The organism is Sporosarcina sp. FSL K6-1522, assembly GCF_038622445.1.
GTDB lineage: Bacteria > Bacillota > Bacilli > Bacillales_A > Planococcaceae > Sporosarcina.
In genome coordinates this window covers 1309875-1329506 of record NZ_CP152019.1, presented here as the reverse complement: position 1 = coordinate 1329506, position 19632 = coordinate 1309875, and the positions used below count along the sequence as shown (strand labels likewise).

Annotated in this window: 18 protein-coding genes; 3 read left to right on the top strand and 15 right to left on the bottom strand. The window is 43.0% G+C overall.

The annotated features are described in order from the left end of the window. The first annotated feature begins 400 nt into the window (after positions 1-400). Entirely contained in the window at positions 401-628 is a 228-nt protein-coding gene (locus MKY34_RS06455; protein ID WP_342514382.1) for a LysR family transcriptional regulator, read from the top strand. 115 nt (positions 629-743) lie between these two features. Here the strand turns inward: MKY34_RS06455 and MKY34_RS06450 are convergent, their stop codons facing one another. The 5 genes from MKY34_RS06450 to MKY34_RS06430 all read right to left on the bottom strand — a co-directional run bounded on the left by MKY34_RS06450 (position 744) and on the right by MKY34_RS06430 (position 5419). Next, positions 744-1121 carry an enoyl-CoA hydratase gene (locus MKY34_RS06450; RefSeq protein WP_342514381.1) on the bottom strand — a complete coding sequence of 126 codons (378 nt, stop codon included), beginning with the start codon at positions 1119-1121 and terminating at the stop codon, positions 744-746. A gap of 182 nt (positions 1122-1303) precedes the next feature. Continuing rightward, entirely contained in the window at positions 1304-1870 is a 567-nt protein-coding gene (locus MKY34_RS06445) for a DUF4256 domain-containing protein (RefSeq protein WP_342514380.1), read from the bottom strand. A 54-nt stretch (positions 1871-1924) separates the two neighbouring features. Beyond that, on the bottom strand, positions 1925-2368 hold the full coding sequence (locus tag MKY34_RS06440) for a YueI family protein (protein ID WP_342514379.1): 444 nt from the start codon (positions 2366-2368) through the stop codon (positions 1925-1927). Between the two features lie 620 nt (positions 2369-2988). Continuing rightward, entirely contained in the window at positions 2989-4008 is a 1020-nt protein-coding gene (ftsZ, locus tag MKY34_RS06435) for a cell division protein FtsZ (RefSeq protein ID WP_342514378.1), read from the bottom strand. Positions 4009-4585: 577 nt separating this feature from the next. Further along, positions 4586-5419 (bottom strand): YitT family protein, encoded by an 834-nt coding sequence (locus MKY34_RS06430; RefSeq protein ID WP_342515206.1) that lies wholly within the window; start codon positions 5417-5419, stop codon positions 4586-4588. 265 nt (positions 5420-5684) lie between these two features. Between MKY34_RS06430 and MKY34_RS06425 the strand changes: the two genes are divergently transcribed. Further along, positions 5685-6383: a dihydropteridine reductase gene (locus tag MKY34_RS06425; RefSeq protein WP_342514377.1), complete on the top strand. Its 699-nt coding sequence runs from the start codon at positions 5685-5687 to the stop codon at positions 6381-6383. Between the two features lie 100 nt (positions 6384-6483). On the opposite strand, the gene rlmD is transcribed toward MKY34_RS06425, so the two are convergent. The 3 genes from rlmD to MKY34_RS06410 form a co-directional block, all read right to left on the bottom strand. Beyond that, positions 6484-7845 carry a 23S rRNA (uracil(1939)-C(5))-methyltransferase RlmD gene (gene rlmD, locus MKY34_RS06420; protein WP_342514376.1) on the bottom strand — a complete coding sequence of 454 codons (1362 nt, stop codon included), beginning with the start codon at positions 7843-7845 and terminating at the stop codon, positions 6484-6486. Positions 7846-8211: 366 nt separating this feature from the next. Further along, the gene (locus MKY34_RS06415; protein WP_342514375.1) at positions 8212-9237 is read right to left on the bottom strand and encodes a cytochrome d ubiquinol oxidase subunit II; all 1026 of its coding nucleotides are present in this window, start codon (positions 9235-9237) and stop codon (positions 8212-8214) included. Continuing rightward, on the bottom strand, positions 9234-10580 hold the full coding sequence (locus tag MKY34_RS06410; RefSeq protein WP_342514374.1) for a cytochrome ubiquinol oxidase subunit I: 1347 nt from the start codon (positions 10578-10580) through the stop codon (positions 9234-9236). The genes MKY34_RS06415 and MKY34_RS06410 overlap by 4 nt, the downstream gene beginning before the upstream one ends. Before the next feature lie 293 nt (positions 10581-10873). Between MKY34_RS06410 and MKY34_RS06405 the strand changes: the two genes are divergently transcribed. Continuing rightward, positions 10874-11302, top strand: coding sequence for an NUDIX domain-containing protein (locus tag MKY34_RS06405; RefSeq protein ID WP_342514373.1), 429 nt, complete (start codon positions 10874-10876; stop codon positions 11300-11302). Between the two features lie 49 nt (positions 11303-11351). On the opposite strand, the gene MKY34_RS06400 is transcribed toward MKY34_RS06405, so the two are convergent. The 7 genes from MKY34_RS06400 to ligA all read right to left on the bottom strand — a co-directional run bounded on the left by MKY34_RS06400 (position 11352) and on the right by ligA (position 19624). Then, positions 11352-12266 carry a diacylglycerol kinase gene (locus MKY34_RS06400; protein ID WP_342514372.1) on the bottom strand — a complete coding sequence of 305 codons (915 nt, stop codon included), beginning with the start codon at positions 12264-12266 and terminating at the stop codon, positions 11352-11354. 238 nt (positions 12267-12504) lie between these two features. Next, the gene (locus MKY34_RS06395; RefSeq protein WP_342514371.1) at positions 12505-13071 is read right to left on the bottom strand and encodes a thioredoxin family protein; all 567 of its coding nucleotides are present in this window, start codon (positions 13069-13071) and stop codon (positions 12505-12507) included. 124 nt (positions 13072-13195) lie between these two features. After that, entirely contained in the window at positions 13196-14629 is a 1434-nt protein-coding gene (gatB, locus tag MKY34_RS06390) for an Asp-tRNA(Asn)/Glu-tRNA(Gln) amidotransferase subunit GatB (protein WP_342514370.1), read from the bottom strand. Further along, positions 14629-16092 carry an Asp-tRNA(Asn)/Glu-tRNA(Gln) amidotransferase subunit GatA gene (gene gatA / locus MKY34_RS06385; protein WP_342514369.1) on the bottom strand — a complete coding sequence of 488 codons (1464 nt, stop codon included), beginning with the start codon at positions 16090-16092 and terminating at the stop codon, positions 14629-14631. Before gatA ends, gatB begins: the two co-directional genes overlap by 1 nt. 25 nt (positions 16093-16117) lie before the next feature. After that, entirely contained in the window at positions 16118-16405 is a 288-nt protein-coding gene (gatC, locus tag MKY34_RS06380) for an Asp-tRNA(Asn)/Glu-tRNA(Gln) amidotransferase subunit GatC (protein WP_342514368.1), read from the bottom strand. A gap of 73 nt (positions 16406-16478) precedes the next feature. After that, on the bottom strand, positions 16479-17606 hold the full coding sequence (locus MKY34_RS06375; RefSeq protein ID WP_342514367.1) for a CamS family sex pheromone protein: 1128 nt from the start codon (positions 17604-17606) through the stop codon (positions 16479-16481). 5 nt (positions 17607-17611) lie between these two features. Further along, positions 17612-19624 (bottom strand): NAD-dependent DNA ligase LigA, encoded by a 2013-nt coding sequence (gene ligA, locus MKY34_RS06370; RefSeq protein WP_342514366.1) that lies wholly within the window; start codon positions 19622-19624, stop codon positions 17612-17614. Positions 19625-19632 lie beyond the last annotated feature (8 nt).

The window sequence follows — 19632 nt, the reverse complement described above, 5'->3', positions numbered from 1 at the left end:
CTGCACAATGGCATCTCTTGATCTTCTTTACGTTCTTTATTGGAGTACTAGTCGCTTATTTTAGTTACGATTCCAACTATTTAAATATTCGTGTAAAGTATAAGATATATAAATTGAACTAAATAATATCTTCTCCACGTTGATTTCCGTTCCGAGCAGACGCTTTCCGCGGGCACGGCTTCAATCTCCTCGTCACTAAAAACGGCGCTCCCAAACGCTTCGCTTTTCGGTCGCAAAAGCCATTCTTCGTGATGGCTCTTCCTGCGGGGCTTTCAGCTCGCGCTGTTCCCGCTGGAGTCGCCGCTCTGCACTTCAATCAACTAAGAGAGTAGGGGAAATTATAAATTCAACTTATATAGCTATCCTTCATTAACTAAAATTATATTTTGGAGAGGATTCTATGCATTTTGAACAACTACAATATATTACAGAAATCGGAAAGTTGGGGTCTATTACTGCCGCCGCAGAAAAGCTTCATGTTTCGCCGCCTGCTATCAGCAAATCCATTGCCAACTTAGAAAAAGAACTTGGTATTCAAATTTTTAAACGCTCAAAAACAGGAATGGTTCCAACACACCAGGGGAAAGCCATTATCAAAAAAGCATATGAAGTACTCTCGAAAACTTAAGAGTTAAGGGATATAGCCACTTCTCATAAAACAGCTGTCAAAACAGAGCTAAAGATTTCATGTATTCCCCTCTGTCTTTGACACTTTACATTGAGGCAAGAAAGTTCTGAATGGGTTAAAGAATCACGCCAGAGACATCCCCTTTTAATACCACTTTTTCATGCTGATTTTCACACACAAAGGACGCCATAAAAGCAGTTCGATTATTTTCTTGCCGTTCATATTGTTCAATTTTCACTTCACAAATGATTGTATCGTCCGTAAACACAGGTCTAAAAAACTCAAAACGCGTACTACGCGCCAGCACATTATGTTCTCCAGCTATTTTCGTCGGCAATGTTGCAGTCAATAATCCTTGAATCACAAGTCTTCCCTGCTCATCTGGGGTTACGTGATGAATCCCTTCATCCCCTGAAATCTCTGTGAATAATTCGACATCCCTTACTGTAAAAGTTCGTTCAAATGTAATGATATCCCCTACTTGTAATGACATCAAAATCTCCTCCTTACATTTTAATGGCCACACAAAATGATTGAACGTTCAGTCAATTATAACAGCTCGTTCTGGAATAATCAGGTGCCAACCATTTAAAATAAAAAAGAACGAACTCCTCTATTCGGAATCCGTTCATAAATCATTACGCCTTATAGCCAAACCAATCTGTAAAATAATATTTATACCCTTAGCGAGCCACGAAAACCTCTTGCAGCATAGTAGGAATCTGCTCCATTGTGATACACGAAGACCGTGTCATAACGGCAATCACAAAAAAGGGCTCCGCCTAGCTTTCTAATATTAGCAGGTGTTTGCACCCAGCTTGACGTTTTTAAATCGAAATTTCCAAGTTCCTGTAACTCCCGGTATTGTTCTTCCGTTAAAAGTTCAATGCCCATGTTGGCAGCCATATCCATCGCGTTATTTTCAGGTTTATGCTTTTTCCTTGATTCCAGTGCTTCAAGATCATAACAAACACTTCGGCGACCTTTAGGGCTTTCTGCTGAACAATCATAAAAAATGTAGTCGCCCGACTTTTTATCATGACCCACAACATCCGGTTCGCCACCAGTCTCTTCCATCTCATTCAGTGACCATAATTTTTCAGGATTTGCTTCCAATTTCTCTTGGACTTTAGCCCATTCAAGTTCTGTATGGCGGTGCATGTTTTTCTCAAAACGCGCTTTCAATAATGTGAGTAGTTCTTCATGTTGTTCTAATGATAATTCCTTGTTGCTTTTGGGCATATTTATTGCCTCCCTTATTTTTCTCCCTAATCATTATGTACCGTATCAATTCGCTTAATTCCCCTTGAAAAATTTCTTAAATATCGTAACAAGACCTCTCTCATTACTTTTTGGAGGCTCCGTATTGTCATTTTCCTTTTCAACATAGATCTCCTCTTTATCAATCGCATAATCATATGCGAGGACAAGACCAATTGGAGACTTATGATCTTTATTTGTAACGGTTTTATAATGCACTTGATAGCTAGAAGCAATCTTCCTATATTTCGCCAAGTCTTCAGAACTCATATGTCCGTTCAAATATAGACGGGCCTTTTTATTTTCTTTTATAGCTTCCTCGACTTGTGGATAAATACCATGTTCTCTCACCTGTGCTTGTGTAAGTGCGATCACAATACGTTCACGAATTGTCCCAAGAAACTTCCGACGTTCCGACGGCTTCGTTTCCCTATCACCATAAATTCCCCGCTGAATATAGTCATCTACGCTGTTTGACACCGAAACACACCTCCGCTAAATTCAATCCTATTTGCGAAAAGCCTTTAAGATACAAAGACAATAATCATCATTCATTTATTTTTCTCTGTAATAACATTCCGTATCATTTAAGGTTTTTCTTCATGAACTGCTATTCCTCGTCCATTTCTCTCATTATCTCATACATTTCATCAATTAGTGGTATCTTAAATGTTTAAAATGCAGTTATAATATTTACTTAGGCCCTTCTTTTTGTTAAAAAATACAAATAACAAGATTTATTTGGACTACCTATTTATAGAGAGCTCTCGCATTCACCTTCGAAAGTTAGTAAACAATTGAAGTTATTGCAAAAGCGCACACTCATCTCTTCACCCCTAGCAAGTGAGTACCTTCTTTCGGATAAAGATAAAAGGTGAAGTATCAAGTTAATATCGATTCTCCACCAGCTAGTAATTTCCAACAAAGCTCCGCTCTAGGTACTCTGTATAAAACTACCGAATGAACAGCGCTACCTCTATTAGGAGGATTACCTTTTTGCAAAATAAATCAAATCCCCCATCTGAAAAATCCATTAACTTTCACGCGATGCTAGTAATATAAAACCTAAATAAGATTTGTATAAACACCAATTGCTTGTGCTATCGACTGGTTGGTTGTGACCTCTTGTCTGCTGTTGAAAGTTGAGAAGATGTTTTGCTGACTGGGGCCTTCCAATCATTAAAGCCAGTAGCAATAACGGTTATAACCATCTCATCTTGTAAGTTTTCGTTAATGACAGAACCGATAATCACGGTTGACTCGTCACCTCCCACAGACGCAATAATATCTGCAGCCTCTTGTACTTCATATAGACTTACATTTGTCCCGCCTGTGATTTTTATCAGCACACCTTGAGCCTGATCTATGGAGGTTCCAGTCCCAAATAACGGACTGGAAATAGCTTTTTTTGCAGCATCAGCAGCACGGTTGTTACCTCTCGCACTGCCAATGCCTATTAGAGCTGAACCTTTATTGGACATGATTGTTTTGACATCAGCAAAGTCGACGTTGATTAAACCTGGTACGGTAATGACATCCGAAATTCCCTGGATAGCTTGGCGCAGGACATGATCCGCTTCGCGAAACGCTTCAAGCATGGGTGTATTTTTATCGATTATTTCCAACAAACGATCGTTTGGAATAACAATTAACGTGTCTACGGCTGTCTTCATCGCGGCGATACCAGCTTCCGCTTGACTTGCACGCTTACGGCCCTCGAACGTAAAGGGATATGTAACAACGCCGATCGTGAGTATGCCAAGCTCACGGGCAATTTCGGCAATTGCTGGGGCGGCACCTGTTCCTGTACCACCTCCCATTCCAGCTGTAACGATCACCATGTCCGCACCTTTCATTTTCCTTCGGAGCGTTTCTTTACTTTCTTCCACTGCCTTTTTACCAATTTCCGGATTAGCTCCTGCTCCTAAACCTCTTGTCAATGTTACACCGATCTGCATCTTCGTCTCTGCTTGTGATAATTTGACAGCCTGCATATCTGTATTAACAGCAATAAACTCTACACCCTGAGTCCCATGCTCAATCATGCGGTTTATGGTATTGTTTCCTCCGCCACCCACACCGATTACTTGAATAGCCACTGTACTTGTATCGAACTCCATCTCCATCGCTCCCTCTGGTTCTTCCATATGACCTTTTCAAATAAGCTACTTTACCTTTTCGAAGCGTTTTTTTCTTATTCTTATTTAAAGAAAAAGGCATTATTAAAGCAATTCCTTCAAGGAAGCTACTTTAACAATGCCAGCATTAAATTCTATTCTTCCCCTAGATCGGTAGGACCCAACGCCGAATAGGGAATCTTTGTTTTTAATTTTAGTATAAGATAACCTGATAAGCAATAAACGTCTTTAAAGCGAACGACGATTAGCAATACAACTTTTTAAATATACACTCGTTTTTCCTTATGCAAATAGGTGAGTGCTTCCTACCCATAACAATCGAAAAAACCATTACAAAGGCTTTGACGGCCAAAATTGAGTCTTTGGACGCTACTCCACGTAAAAAGCCCGGAACGAACAATTTCTTGTCCATTTGAACAAGTGACTGACACCAAGTAAACCGTTCAAAGTTGTTTTAAAGACTGACAGCGGACTTCTGTCCAGCTTATTGCGGGAGGCATCTCCAACTGTAGAGCCTTGTTAGTAAGGTTCTTTATTTCAACATTGATTGCACTGACGCTCAATGAATATCCCTTTTCTTGAAGTTACCACCCTTTACTTCTGCAACATCATACACAGCAACAAAAGCATGTTTGTCAACTTCATTAATAATCTCTTTCATTTTGCTATCCTCTAAACGGCTAATGATACAAGTGATTTCTTTAAAACTTTCATTGGAAAAACCACCTTCAACCTGATTATATGTGGCACCACGACCCAAGCGTTCACGTATTGTCTCAACCATTAATTCTGGTTGATCTGTAATAATTTTAAAGGTCTTAGAACCACTTAACCCCTCTTCAACAATTGCAATCACCTTCGAAGCGATAAAATAAGCGATTCCTGATAAGAAAGCCCCTTGAAGTCCAAATACGAACGAGACAACAATAAACACAAATAAGTTTAAGAATAAAATAAGGTCACTCGTTCCAAAAGGTAAGCGCCTGGAAAGTAGGACAGCCAACATGTCAATCCCATCTAACGCACCCCCGTTTCGTAGGGCAATCCCCATTCCGAAACCGATAATAATACCGCCAACAACCGTTATTAACAACGTATCTCCTTCAATAATCGTGGGGATGCGATGCATAACGCTCGTTCCATACGCAAGTGAAGCGATGCCGATTACAGAATAAATGGCAAAGCTTTTACCAAGTTGATAATACCCTAAAATGACAAATGGAATATTTAGCACTGCAATTAGGATGCCCAGTGGTAAACCAAATAATTGTGATCCTACGATACTTAGTCCCGTCACGCCTCCATCTGACACATTGTTTGGAATTAATACCGCCTCTAGTCCATAAGCGGTTATAAATGCACCGATCATCACAGCTAACCCTTGTAATACCATTTTAAATCCGTTTATTCTTTTTGACCCCGTAACAGTATCCATTTGTTTTCCTCCAGCTTTCATTTATTGACGCTTGAATAAGGATGAAAATCATCACTTTATCGACCGCTATTTAACTCTATGTCATTTATTATGCCATTTTCAATCGTTATTTAAAAGAAAGCTGGTAACCACTCCATTTAGAAAACCATTTAATTGATAATCATTATCAATTAATGTATGTTAAATAGAGATAGAAAATCTAATTATGTAAGGGGAGAGTATGATGCAAATATACTGGACTAAAATAAATAAAATTATTGAAGAAACGCCTGAAGTGAAAACATACTTACTTGATTGTCCAGAAGGCTTTTCATGGGAGGAAGGTTCCCACACTCATTTCGCATTGAAAGGTTTTAATGCTGGAGATAAACCGAACCGTGGCTTAATTCGCCATATGTCCATATCCACTTTACCCCATGAAAATTCCATTGGTATTACAACACGTATCAGAGAACAGTGCTCTGAGTTTAAAGCGACCTTAAGAAATCTTGAAGTTGGTAATGAAGTTGCCCTATTTAAAACGCATTCGAATATACCTCTCAGAAGAGAAAACAAAAATGTGTATCTACTATCATCAGGTGTTGGCCTGGCAACTTTCAGACCACTTGTACTGGATTATTTCGAGCGTACGGAAGGCGTCAATCAAATTCATTCCTTGAACATCGACTCGTCAAAAAACTTCCTCTTCACGAATATTTTCGAATCTACATCTGCTAAGAAATTCACATCACAGTTCGTCGATAATCGGAAAGACTACTATGAAGAAGTGAAAAATCTAACGGCAGATAAAGACGGACAATTCTATGTAGTTGGTAGTGACGAATTCCTTCTGGACAACATTGAACTACTGCGTGCACAAGGCATCAAGCCAGAACAAATTATGCTCGATAAGCGTCAACAGCAACTGGCTGAGTTTTTATGATTGTAAACCCGGGAAAAGGCGAATCTTTTCCCGGGTTCTTTATTAATTGGTGAAGAATCCTGTTAAAATCGATTCTTCACCAGCTATTCATTATACTATTTCAAATCTCTAACCAAACCACACACTCCACATGACTTGAATGCGGAAACATATCCACCGGCTGCACTTCCTGCGTGCGATAGCCGCCATCTTCCAAGATACGCAAATCGCGCGCAAGTGTCCCAGGATTACATGACACATAAACAACACGCTTCGGCTTATACTCTAAAATCGTATTCAACAGCTCTTCGTCGCAGCCTTTACGCGGCGGATCGACGACTAATACGTCAAATCGCTTGCCATCGGCGTACCATTTCGGAATAACAACTTCCGCTGCACCAGCTTCAAAATACGCATTGTCGATGCCATTCAGTTCCGCATTGCGCTTGGCGTCTTCAATCGCTTGTGGCACGATTTCAACACCGTACACTTCTTTCGCCTTTTGTGCGATGAATAAAGAGATTGTACCGATACCACAATAGGCATCAATAACAGACTCGTTCCCTGTCAATTGCGCATAATCAAGTGCTTGTCCGTATAATACTTCTGTTTGTTCCGGGTTCACTTGATAGAAAGAACGTGCGGATATTTCAAAATCAATATCACCAATTGAATCAACAATCACGGGTTTGCCGTGCAATAAAATCGTTTCATCTCCAAAAATAACGTTCGTTTTCTGATCATTGACGTTTTGCATAATAGACGTCACATCCGGCACAATTCGTTTAATAAGTGCAATCGCTGCATCCTTTTGCGTAAACTTCTTTTTGCGTGTCACTAGCACGACCATCAGTTCACCCGTTGCACGCCCTTTACGGACAATTAAATGACGAAGCATACCACGATGGGTTCTTTCATCATAGGCATCGATTCCCATCGCATGCAGTTCGTGTTTCAGCATCGTCATGAGATCATCCGCTTCGTGACTTTGAATCAGACAAATATCTGTATCGACGATGTGGTGCGTACGTGTTCTGTAAAAACCGGATACGACTTTGCCATTTTGGTCACTAAAAGGTATTTGGGATTTATTGCGGTAACGCCACGGGTTATCCATTCCTTTGACGGGATGAACAGGCACATGCGGCAACTTAGCAATTCGATCCATCACATCACGCACGGTTTTACGTTTTTGTACGAGTTGCCCTTCGTAGGACAAATGCTGCATTTGGCATCCGCCACATTCCGAAAAGACGTGGCAAGGTGGCTCCACACGATCCGGTGATGCTTTCGTCACTTGTAGCAGGCGGGCAAAGCCATAGTTTTTCAACGTTTTGCCCACTTGGATGGATACTTCTTCACCAGGTAACGCCCCAGGGATGAATAGCGGATAGCCGTCTACTTTCGCAACGCCCGAGCCGTCATGCGTCAAATCCTCTACAAAGACATTCAATTTATCATTTCGATTTACACTAAAAGACATTCATTTTTCCTCCACATTTCAGATACTTCTATTTTACCATGCAGGCGATGAAAATGGAGATTATGCGTGGTTATGGAATCTCTTTGCGAGGGTTTGCAAACTTTATGCGTGCTTCGATGACCTCTTTGCGCGGTTTCGTAAACTTTATGCGTGCTTAGACAACCTCTTTGCGCGCTTCAGCATTATCTCTCCCCAAAAACAGACGCCCCCAACGACGTCTGCTATCCTACCAATCACTTCTCTTCCTCCACTTGCTTCCGCACAGCTCCGTCCATCGGAGCGACAATAAATGCCACGGCAATTCCACCAATTAGGACGATGAAAGGTGCGTAAAACATTAGAAAATGTGTCATAAATCATTCCTCCTTATGCGTGATAATCGCCTTTTCCATGGACGTAATCTTTATCGAACAAGAACAAACGCATGAGCAAAATAATCGATGGAATTAACAAGCCTAGTCCCATGATAAACACAACAACAAGTGAAATTGCCATCGCGGGGTTCGTAAAGCTATCGTAAATCGTCAAGTACGGATATAACAAATACGGATAATGTGATGCGCCGTAACCGAAGAATGCAAAAGCAAATTGCCCCATCAGCAAGATGAATGCCAACCCATAACGGCTACGTTTCCATAGTAACCAAACCGTACCGATGAACATGATGAAAGACACAAGGAACATTGGCCAAAACGTCTGGATATTGCTGTAATGCTCTGGATTGTGGTTTCTCAGTTCAACAATGATGCCACCCGCAGTAATGATCGTCGGTAATGCCCAAATGAGCGCGTATTTCCGGAGAAGGTTCGTTGCTTCCACATCACGCGCTTTATTGGCATACCACGTCAGGAATACCGCGGAGATATACAACGTTGCTGCAATGCTCAGCACAACAATCGCCCACGTTAATGGGCTCGTAAACAGCACCCAATAATCGAGCACTGGATTACCATCCACCATTTCAACAAAGCCGCCTTCCGAAATCGTCAACACAATCGACAGCGAAGCAGGAATCAAAATACCTGCTACTCCGTACATAAACGAATAACCTTTATGACCGCGTGCACCATACGTTTCAAACGCATAATACGATCCGCGAATCGCCAGTAAAATCACGCCAATACTCACCGGCACGAGAAGCGTCGTTCCATAGTAAAATGCTGTCTTCGGAAAAAAGCCGATAATCCCGACGAAGAAGAACACGAGAAAAACATTCGTCACTTCCCAAACAGGCGATAAATAACGCTGAATAATGTTCGTCAAAATACGCTGGCGTCCCGTAAGTCGACTATACGCATTGAAAAATCCTGCCCCAAAGTCGATAGCACCAATGAGTATATAGCCGAACAAGAATGTCCATAAAACCGATATTCCCAATATTTCAAGGTTCATAGCATATCACCGCCTTTCTCCATTTCGCGGTCCTCTATTTCACGCTCAACCGGATTTTTACGAAACATTCGTCTTAGTACAACCACACTACCGACTCCGAGAACGAGATACAGCAATGCAAATAACACTAGCATCGTATCTACCTGACCACTCGTCGTAGCGGCATCCTGTGTCCGCATGATGCCACGAAGAATCCACGGCTGCCTGCCAACCTCAGCCATCCACCAACCTGCCTCAATCGCTAAGATGGACAGCGGCCCTCCAAACACAATTAGCCAACGGAACCATTTCGCCTTCACCATTTTCCAGCGCAGTCGCGTACCTAACCAAAAGACGCCCGACAATAGCGTCATCCACACACCTATCGTCACCATAATATCGAACAAATAATGGATATATAAGGGAGGTGTATCTTCTTCTGCAAATTGATCCAATCCGATTACTTCTGCCGTTGGATTATTATGCGCCAGAATCGATAACGCAAATGGAATTTTAATCGCATATTTTACTTCTCCATCATCGAGCACACCATATAAAATTAGTGGCGCATTGCCCTCTGTTTCAAAGTGCCATTCTGCAGCAGCCAATTTTTCTGGCTGATACTCTGCTAAATATTTCCCCGAGAAATCACCGATAACCGCCGTTGCAATGGCAAAGACCAGACCCACTTTCATCGTCAAATACAGAGCTTTTTTGTGGTACTCATGATTCGATCCCTTCAATAACCGGAACGCCGCAATCGATGCTAGCACAAAAGCAGATGTCATATAGGCCGTTGCCACAACATGCGCCACTTTTGTTGGCATCGCCGGGTTGAACATCGCGAGCAACGGATTGATATTGACAAGTTCACCGTTTACGATGTCAAAGCCTTGCGGTGCATTCATGAAAGCATTCACAATCGTTATGAACACCGCGGAAAATGAAGCCCCGATTGCCACTGGAATGAGCAATAGTAAATGTTTTTTCTGATTCTCGAATCGATCCCATGTATATAAATAAATGCCAAGAAAAATCGCTTCAAAAAAGAACGCAAAGGTTTCCATGAATAGTGGAAGTGCAATGACATTGCCGGCTAGTTCCATAAAATTCGGCCATAATAAAGATAGCTGTAAACCGATTGCTGTTCCCGTAACAACACCGACCGCTACGGTAATGACAAAACCACGCGCCCAGCGTCGTGCCAGTAAAATATAATGTTCATCATTTTTCTTAATTCCCACCCATTGCGCAATCATAATCATGAGTGGAACACCAACGCCAATCGTCGCGTAAATGATATGAAACGATAACGTTAACTCTGTTAACACGCGTGAAAAAAAGACAGCTTCTTCATTTCCCATCATAAATTCCTCCTTTAGCTACCCGACAACTCGACCGATAATTGACAGCAACATAATGCCTGCAACAACGAAGGCAAGCCACATCAGTCGTTTCTCCTGTTTTTTGTACATTGGGGCACGCCCTTTCTTATCTCCCTACTTAATCGATTACGCCTTACTCTTCCTTATACCCACTATTCCCTTTAATTATGTTTACTTGAATGATAAGAAGGAATTTTAAATTATATAATACGCGCACTTGAAAGTATTCTCAATTTTATGTATAATAGATAAACTAAAGCGAGGTGAACACAATGGAACTGAAAAGAAAAGTGCTGGCATACATTACACAAGAAGAAGACGGCGAGCGGAAAATCCTTGTGTTCGAGCAAAAGGATCATCCTGAAGCCGGATTACAAGTCCCAGGAGGCACAATTGAGCGCGACGAATTTCTAATGGATGCCTTGTATCGAGAAATCGAAGAAGAAACAGGTATTACACGGGATCTTCTTGAATTGCAAGGGAAAGTGAATAAAACTAATTACTATCCGCAAGACGAAAATATCGTCTATGAGCGGAATATTTTCCACCTAGCCTACCTTGGGCATGAATCCAATGACTGGGAGTACCGTGTTGAAGGAGACGGCAAAGATGCTGGAATGACCTTTTGCCATCGTTGGGTTCCTGTTAAGGATTTACCCAAACTGGCGGGCAATCAAGGACAGGACATCGATTTCATTTAAAAAAAGCTGTATGAATGGCCAACAAAGGGCATTCATACAGCTTTTTTATTTAATCTATCCGATCTTCTGGTCGCAACTCATCGAGTGGAGCGAACATTTCAATATGCCGATAGAGATTTTGGAATGTTGCCGGTAGCAAGCCTCCATACTCTCCGTCCAGATTTAACAGAACTTCCTGAGATGAGGTAACCGTAATCTTTTCCGCTCGACTCGAAATGACGAGTGGATCAGCTAGGTGTTCTCCTCTAAGTGCAAGCGTAACAATTCGGATGAACTCGGCAATATTACATTTTTTCAAAATGAGCAATGTAAATTTCCCATCGTTAATGCTCGAATCTGGCGCTAACTTTTCGAAGCCACCAATGGAGTTCGTCAAGCCCACAAGGAACATCATTGCTTCGTCGTCAAATACTTGTCCATCGTACTCGATTCTTACATGAGAAGAATGAATAGACGGCAATATTTCAATCCCTTTTAAATAATAAGCAAGTTGACCAAGCATCGTTTTTAGTTTACTCGGCACATCATACGTTAGCTCAGTCATTCTTCCGCCACCTGCGATGTTGATGAAATGACGCTCATTCATCAAGCCAACATCGACTGGAATCGTTTCTCCACGAACAATGATGTCCACCGCAGCATCGACATCACGCGGAATGCGTAACGCACGCGCGAAATCATTTGTCGTCCCCGTTGGAATCAAACCAATTTTAGGTCGTTTTTCAAATGAGCTGACACCCGCGACAACCTCATTTAACGTACCGTCTCCACCTGCAGCAATTACCAAATCAAAACCACGTTCCACGGCATGCTTAGCCGCTTCTGTTGCATCGCCTTCACCTGTTGTCGCATGACAGGACGCTTCATATCCAGCCTTTTCAAGCTTCTCTAGCACTTCTGCTAAATGTTTGCGGAACAACTCGCGCCCCGATGTAGGATTATAAATAATTCGTGCACGTTTCATCCGAATGCCCTCTCAATTCGTTCATATGTTTTTTTATAAGTTGAACTACTAAATAATACCTTCTCCACGTTGATTTCCGTTCCGAGCGGACGCTTTCCGCGGGCACGACTTCAATCTCCTCGTCACTGCGTTCCTGCGGGGCTTTCAGCTCGCGCTGCTCCCGCTGGAGTCGCCGCTCTGCACTCCAATCAACTAAGTGAGTGGGGGAAATTATAAGTTCAACTAATTACGTCAGCAGTTAAGCTTTTTGCAAAAGTGGTAGCAATGTATTGCGGAAATCTTCATAAACCGTTAACCAATGCTCTGGCTTGGATATATATTCCGCTGTAATCTGTTCAATAAATGCCTGTTGTTTTTCTTTGTATTCTGGTGCATCAGACGCTGGCATATCCTTGCGCAATTCCATCACATATTCTTGGATTGTTGCGGCACGTGGGCCCCACTTCGCCTCTACTTCCCCATTCGCATCTAGGAACAAGTACACTGGAATCGATCTACCACCATTTGTTAAATGCCTATCAATCAGTTCCGTATCCGCATCACGATATACTGCGCGCACGTCCAAATCCGCCGCCTCTGCAATTCTGCGCAAAATCGGATTATTCATCATCGCATCGCCGCACCAATCCTCTGTAATCACAAGGACGTTCGGTTTCTTTTCTTTCAGGAGTGCAATGAATGCATCGTCCTGTGGTACTTCAAACTGTTCGTAAATGCGGAAGCTGTTTTCTTTATGTGATTCCATGTTATCCATATATTGCGTGAGTGAAATCGCTTCATCAAAATATTGTTGTTCTGTTTTCATTAATAAATCACACTCCCTTTCCTATAATTGTACGTTTTCCCTTTGTATGAATCAAATGACAGGATTAGAAAACGTCCTAAGTGTGACTACTTTTAGCCATACTTAGGACGCAATCACTTATCATTTATCGTTTCGCAATTTCTTCAAGAAGGATTTTGTTGACAAGTGGTGGATTCGCTTGTCCTTTTGTCGCCTTCATAATTTGACCTACTAGGAAGCCAACTGCACGGTCTTTCCCATTTTTGTAGTCTTCAATGGATTGTGCATTGGCATCCAATGTTTCCGTAACAATTTTACGAAGTGTGCCTTCATCGGAAATTTGGACAAGTCCTTTTGCTTTCACGATGTCTGCTGCATTGCCGCCGTTTTCAATCAATTCCTTGAATACTTTTTTCGCGATTTTCGATGAGATCGTGCCGTCCGCAAGTAATTTCACCATACCTGCAAGCCCTTCAGGCGTCAACGCTGTATCAGCAAGTTCCTTTTGCTCTGCGTTTAGATAAGCTGACACTTCGCCCATTAACCAGTTAGAAGCTAGTTTCGCATCCGCACCAGCCGTAACTGTTGCATCAAAGAAATCAGACATCACTTTTGTCAGCGTCAAGACGCCCGCATCGTACTCTGGTAGATCAAGTTCGCTAACATAGCGTGCTTTTCGTGCATCCGGTAGCTCTGGAATTTCCGCACGAACACGGTCTTTCCATTCTTGATCGATATGGATTTCAGGTAGGTCTGGGTCGTTGATGAAACGGTAATCCTGAGCACTACCCTTGATACGCATCAATGTTGTTCCGCCTGTTGCTTCGTCATAACGACGTGTTTCCTGTTGAATCGTCCCGCCAGATAACAATACTTTCTCTTGGCGTTCTACTTCATAAGCAATTCCGCGGCGAACGAAGTTGAAAGAGTTCAAGTTTTTCAACTCTGTTTTCGTACCGAACTTTTCTTGGCCAAATGGACGAATCGAAATGTTGGCATCACAACGTAGTGATCCCTCTTCCATACGTACATCAGAAACACCTGTATATTGGATGATTGCTTTGAGCTTTTCAAGGAAAGCATACGCTTCTTCTGGTGAGCGAATGTCAGCTTCTGTGACGATTTCTACAAGTGGTGTTCCTTGTCTGTTCAGGTCAACAAGTGAATAGCCGCCATCAGAGTGCGTTAGTTTCCCAGCATCTTCTTCAAGGTGAATACGTTCGATACGGATTTTTTTCTTTTTACCTTCGACTTCAATTTCAACCCAGCCATTCTGACCAACTGGACGCTTGTCCTGTGAGATTTGGTAAGCTTTTGGATTATCTGGATAGAAATAGTGCTTACGGTCGAAGTTCATCACATCTGCCACTTCACAGTTCAATGCCATAGATGCCTTCATACCAAATTCAACTGCGCGCTTGTTTAGTGTAGGTAACACACCTGGGTACGCTATGTCTGTCACGTGGATATTCATATTCGGTTCTGCCCCGAAATGAGCGGGAGCCGGTGACATGATTTTTGTATCAGTTTTTAGTTCTACGTGGACTTCAAGTCCAACAATTGTTTCAAAGTTCGTCATTATTTCCCCTCCCGTATCGCTGGAGTTTGTTTATGAAAATCAGTTGCTTGCTCATAAGCATGTGCTACTTTGTAAAGTGTCGCTTCATCGAAATGTTTCCCGATAATTTGCAGACCAAGTGGCAGGCCATTTGAGAAACCACATGGTACCGAAATCGCTGGTACACCCGCAAGGTTCACTGGCACTGTTAAGACATCGTTTGCGTATAGCGTCAATGGATCTTGAATCACTTCACCGATTTTATACGCTGTTGTTGCTGCTGTTGGTCCGACAATTACGTCGTATTTGTCGAATAGATTCGCGAAGTCCTGTGCAATCAATGTACGTACTTTCATTGATTTCACATACAGATCCTCGTGGTGATCTGCGCCTAATGAATACATACCAAGTAATAGACGACGTTTTACTTCTTCACCGAATCCTTCAGAACGTGAACGTGTATAAATTTCTTCTAAATTCTGTGCCCCTTCCGCACGGTATCCGAAGCGAATTCCATCGTAACGCGCTAAGCTGGACGATGCTTCAGATGACGAAATGACATAGTATGTTTGAGAAGCATATTTTGAATGTGGTAATGACACTTCTTCCCACTCTGCTCCAAGTGATTCAAGTACTTTTAGCGCTTCTTTCACTGCGCTTTTTGCTTCTTCTGATACGCCTTCACCGAAGTATTCAGCTGGCACACCAATTTTCAAGCCTTTGATATCGCCTGTTAGTGCAGCTCTAAAGTCCGGAACAGCTTGCGCGGAGGATGATGAATCCTTGGCATCCAAACCTGCAATGGCACTTAGTAGCAATGCATTATCTTCAACTGTACGTGTAATCGGTCCAACTTGGTCCATTGAAGATGCAAATGCAACAAGTCCTGCACGTGATACACGACCATATGTCGGCTTCATGCCTACTACGCCACAAAACGCAGCTGGTTGACGAACTGAACCGCCTGTATCAGAACCAAGTGCAAATGGTACTTCACCAGCTGCTACTGCCGCCGCTGAACCACCCGATGAGCCACCTGGTACATGGTCGAGATTCCATGGGTTGCGTGTCACTTGGAATGCAGACTTTTCAGTTGTTGACCCCATTGCGAATTCGTCCATATTCAACTTACCAACAGTTATCATACCTGCCGCGTTGATTTTGTCGACAACAGTCGCATCGTAAACTGGGACAAAGTCTTCAAGCATTTTACTCGCACAAGTTGTCGCAATTCCTTTTGTTACGATGTTATCTTTCACGCCGATTGGCAAGCCAAATAATGGACTGCGACCTTCTAACGGTTGGTTATCTAATGCTTCTGCCGTAGCGATTGCTTGCTCTTTCGTCGTTGTCAGGAAAGCCTGTACATCCCCATCGAGTTCGGCAATGCGCGTTAATGATTCTTCAGTCAATTCTTTGACAGACACTTCCCGATTATGTAAAAGCGATTGAAGTTCTGTTGCCGTTTTGTTAAATAACGTCATCTTTTTTCCTCCTCAAATCCGTTTATCAAAGAATGTTCGGTACTTTGATTTGTCCGGCTTCGTGTTCTTTCACGCTTTTCAGCATTTCTTCACGATCAAGTACATCTGTTGGTACGTCTTCACGTAACACGTTAAATACTTGTAGTGGGTGCGTCATTGGTTCAACCTGTTCCGTATCAACCTCTTGTAGTTCCTTAACGAAGTCAACAATGCCGCCAAGGCTCGCTACGTACGCTTCTGCTTCAGCATCCGTCACAGCCAACCACGCAAGACCCGCATGATGTTTCACTTCATCTTTCGTCAATTGTGTCATGATTTCTCCTCCTCGGTGTTGAATTGTACGATTAATCATATCATCTTCCATTAATGAAGAAAAGTTACTGCCGTCAATAACCGTAAATATGCACAAACGGATCGTCTGAACCTGCTTCTTTCACAATCAATGCTTCCGTGCCATTGACGGACGTTACATCTACTTCAATATGCACATTAGGGAAATATTTGATGACCAATGCGGTTAAATATTGGGTGAAGCCGATTAATTCGCTTGTACCGTAAAATTGAATAGGGACCTTGATGGTCAATGATTGCATCTCACCATCTTTGAAAAATCCAGTGCCGATGACATTGACGAAACTCGGGAAATAGGTGTCAATATCCTGTTTGAAGTTGCTGAACGTCGTATTAATATCCCTGTAATTATCCGTTGACGAGGATGCTGGCAAGACAACGTATTGCTCCTTCACTTCTTTCCACCCAGCCGGCGCTGCTTTCCCTTTTTCAGCTACCGCTGAGGCAAAGTATGTGCCAGGCACGATGGAATTTCGTTCAGCTTGTTTGAATAATCCTACGACAATCGGAACGTCTGCTAAGCCATCCTTTGCACGAAGGCGACGGACAATTTCTTCCGCCATTTTCATCCCTTCCGCTTGCAGCTGTTCATCCGAAATCTTCGTTTCTCTTCCCTCTCTCGAATAATACTTCGAGTTAAGTGCGAGGCCGATTGAAATACCCGCCAGACGTACTTTCTTTTCATCCGTCATTTCAAGGTAATTTTGTTCAACGATATGTGCTAAGTATAGCGGTGCACTCTCTGAAATTTGCTCATCACTCATGCCTTCTTCTACTGGTGGATTGAGCCCATTTTCGTCAGATGAACTTCGGGATAACCATGCACGTGCAGTACTCTTATCAATATACTGACCTTCTTGAAAGTAATACTTTTTCGAGTCAAAGTGCTGATTAGACAGTCGCAGCAGCCCTTCTTCGGCCTCTCGCATATCATATTTTGTGTAAATATTGTTCACAATCGTTCCCCGACTAGCACTTTGCTTGAATGGTAGAGGCGTCTTATACATCTCTTCTTTTAATTGGACATCTGGAATGATGACCGTTTCTTCCGTACTCTCTTCCCCTTCTTGAATAAGCTCCTCTTTCTCCGTTCCGAATGAAGGAAGACATCCCCCAAGAAGGAGGACGGCTACCAACCCGGGTATCCCTACTAACCTCTTCATCATCATTACTCCTTTTCGCCGAGCGCTTCAACAAGCTGCTCCTCATCCCATACCGTGATGTCGAGTTCCTCAGCTTTTGCTAGTTTAGAACCAGCGTCCTCTCCCGCAACGACGATATCTGTCTTTTTACTGACACTGCCACTTACTTTCCCACCGAGCGCTTCGATCTGCTCCTTCGCTTCGTTACGCGTTAGAATCGATAATTTCCCCGTCAAGACAACGATTTTCCCTGCAAAAGGTCCTTCTGTCGGCATCTCTTGACGCGTACGCCCTTTGTACGTCAAATTGACGCCATATGCTTCAAGCTTCCTTAGTACCTCAAGCACATCTTCGTTGCCAAAGTACGTCGTAAGCGACTCCGCCACCTTGTCACCAATTTCATGTATGGTTAACAAGCGCTCTACGTCAGCTTCCATAAGTGCTGCAAGCGTGCCAAATTCCTCTGCAAGAATTGTAGCCGCTTTTTCACCAACGTGACGAATGCCAAGCCCGAAGAGCATCTTCTCAAGCGAATTCGTTTTGGAAGCTTCAATCGCCGTTAACAGGTTGGATACTGATTTTTCACCCATGCGTTCCAGTTCCAGTAGCGGCTCTTTTGTTAACGTATATAAATCGGATACGTCATGGACAAGCTCTGCATTATAGAGTTGATCGACAACACGTTCTCCAATGCCTTCAATATTCATAGCATTACGGGAAACGAAGTGAATAATCGCTTCTTTCATTTGCGCTGGACATTGTGGATTCACACAACGTAGCGCAACCTCTCCTTCAATTCGCACAAGCTCCGAGTCACACTCTGGACAATTTTTCGGCATATCGAACGGCACTTCATCACCCGTACGTTGCTCAATAATAGGGGCAACGACCTCTGGAATGATATCGCCCGCTTTCCGTATAATGACGGTGTCGCCGATTCGAACGTCCTTTTCTTTAATCAGGTCTTCATTGTGAAGCGAGGCGCGCCCCACCGTAGAACCCGCAACGTGAACAGGTTCCAATATAGCCGTCGGTGTGACAACACCCGTCCGACCGACACTAAGCTCGATGCCGAGCAATTTTGTCACGACTTCTTCAGCCGGAAACTTATAAGCAATCGCCCATTTCGGACTTCTCGCCGTAAAGCCAAGTTGTTCCTGATCCTCAAAGTGATCGACTTTGACCACAATCCCATCGATTTCATAATTAAGGTCCAAGCGGCTTGCGGTCCACTTTTCAATATAGGCAATCACTTCTTCAATCGACGTGCAGCGCTGACGTTCCTTGTTCGTTTCAAATCCTAGAGCATCGAGGTTATCGAGTGAACTTGAATGACGATCCTGTCCGTAAACACTGCCATCACCGCCGATACTGTACACAAAAACAGCTAAGCTTCGACTTGCGGCAATCTTTGGATCTAGCTGTCGCAATGAACCAGCAGCCGCATTGCGCGGATTGGCGAACGGCTCTTCACCCGATTCGTCACGTGCAACATTCAACTGTGCAAAGGATTTTTTCGGCATGTACGCTTCGCCACGTACCTCAATCGTAAGCGGTTCTTTCAAACGTAGTGGAATCGTATGAATGGTCTTCAAATTCGCCGTAATATCTTCCCCTACAGCACCGTCTCCCCGCGTTGAACCTTGTACAAACTTGCCGTCCTCATAGCGTAAAGATACGGCTAAACCGTCAATCTTCAATTCACAAATATAGGAAACATTATGTCCAACGGCTTCTTGGACACGCCTGTCAAATTCCCGTAAATCATTTTCATTAAATGCGTTCGACAAACTCAGCATCGGAAATGCATGAACAACTTTCCCAAATCCTGCGAGCGCCTCCCCACCGACACGTTGTGATGGCGAATCCGGATAAACTAGATCCGGATGTTCCGTTTCAATCGCCAGTAATTCCTGCATATATTGGTCGTACACCGCATCAGAAACAAGTGGTGTATCCCTTACATAGTAAGCATGTCCATACTCATGGAGCAGGTCATTCAGTTGTTGTACACGTTGTTCAAGTTCAATTCGATCCATTTCTTCTC

Coding starts and splice junctions, on each gene's coding strand:
- MKY34_RS06455 (WP_342514382.1), top strand. CDS start 401: ATGCATTTTGAACAACTACAATATATTACAGAAATCGGAAAGTTGGGG.
- MKY34_RS06450 (WP_342514381.1), bottom strand. CDS start 1,121: ATGTCATTACAAGTAGGGGATATCATTACATTTGAACGAACTTTTACA.
- MKY34_RS06445 (WP_342514380.1), bottom strand. CDS start 1,870: ATGCCCAAAAGCAACAAGGAATTATCATTAGAACAACATGAAGAACTA.
- ftsZ (WP_342514378.1), bottom strand. CDS start 4,008: ATGGAGTTCGATACAAGTACAGTGGCTATTCAAGTAATCGGTGTGGGT.
- MKY34_RS06430 (WP_342515206.1), bottom strand. CDS start 5,419: ATGGTATTACAAGGGTTAGCTGTGATGATCGGTGCATTTATAACCGCT.
- MKY34_RS06425 (WP_342514377.1), top strand. CDS start 5,685: ATGCAAATATACTGGACTAAAATAAATAAAATTATTGAAGAAACGCCT.
- rlmD (WP_342514376.1), bottom strand. CDS start 7,845: ATGTCTTTTAGTGTAAATCGAAATGATAAATTGAATGTCTTTGTAGAG.
- MKY34_RS06415 (WP_342514375.1), bottom strand. CDS start 9,237: ATGAACCTTGAAATATTGGGAATATCGGTTTTATGGACATTCTTGTTC.
- MKY34_RS06410 (WP_342514374.1), bottom strand. CDS start 10,580: ATGGGAAATGAAGAAGCTGTCTTTTTTTCACGCGTGTTAACAGAGTTA.
- MKY34_RS06405 (WP_342514373.1), top strand. CDS start 10,874: ATGGAACTGAAAAGAAAAGTGCTGGCATACATTACACAAGAAGAAGAC.
- MKY34_RS06400 (WP_342514372.1), bottom strand. CDS start 12,266: ATGAAACGTGCACGAATTATTTATAATCCTACATCGGGGCGCGAGTTG.
- MKY34_RS06395 (WP_342514371.1), bottom strand. CDS start 13,071: ATGAAAACAGAACAACAATATTTTGATGAAGCGATTTCACTCACGCAA.
- gatB (WP_342514370.1), bottom strand. CDS start 14,629: ATGACGAACTTTGAAACAATTGTTGGACTTGAAGTCCACGTAGAACTA.
- gatA (WP_342514369.1), bottom strand. CDS start 16,092: ATGACGTTATTTAACAAAACGGCAACAGAACTTCAATCGCTTTTACAT.
- gatC (WP_342514368.1), bottom strand. CDS start 16,405: ATGACACAATTGACGAAAGATGAAGTGAAACATCATGCGGGTCTTGCG.
- MKY34_RS06375 (WP_342514367.1), bottom strand. CDS start 17,606: ATGAAGAGGTTAGTAGGGATACCCGGGTTGGTAGCCGTCCTCCTTCTT.
- ligA (WP_342514366.1), bottom strand. CDS start 19,624: ATGGATCGAATTGAACTTGAACAACGTGTACAACAACTGAATGACCTG.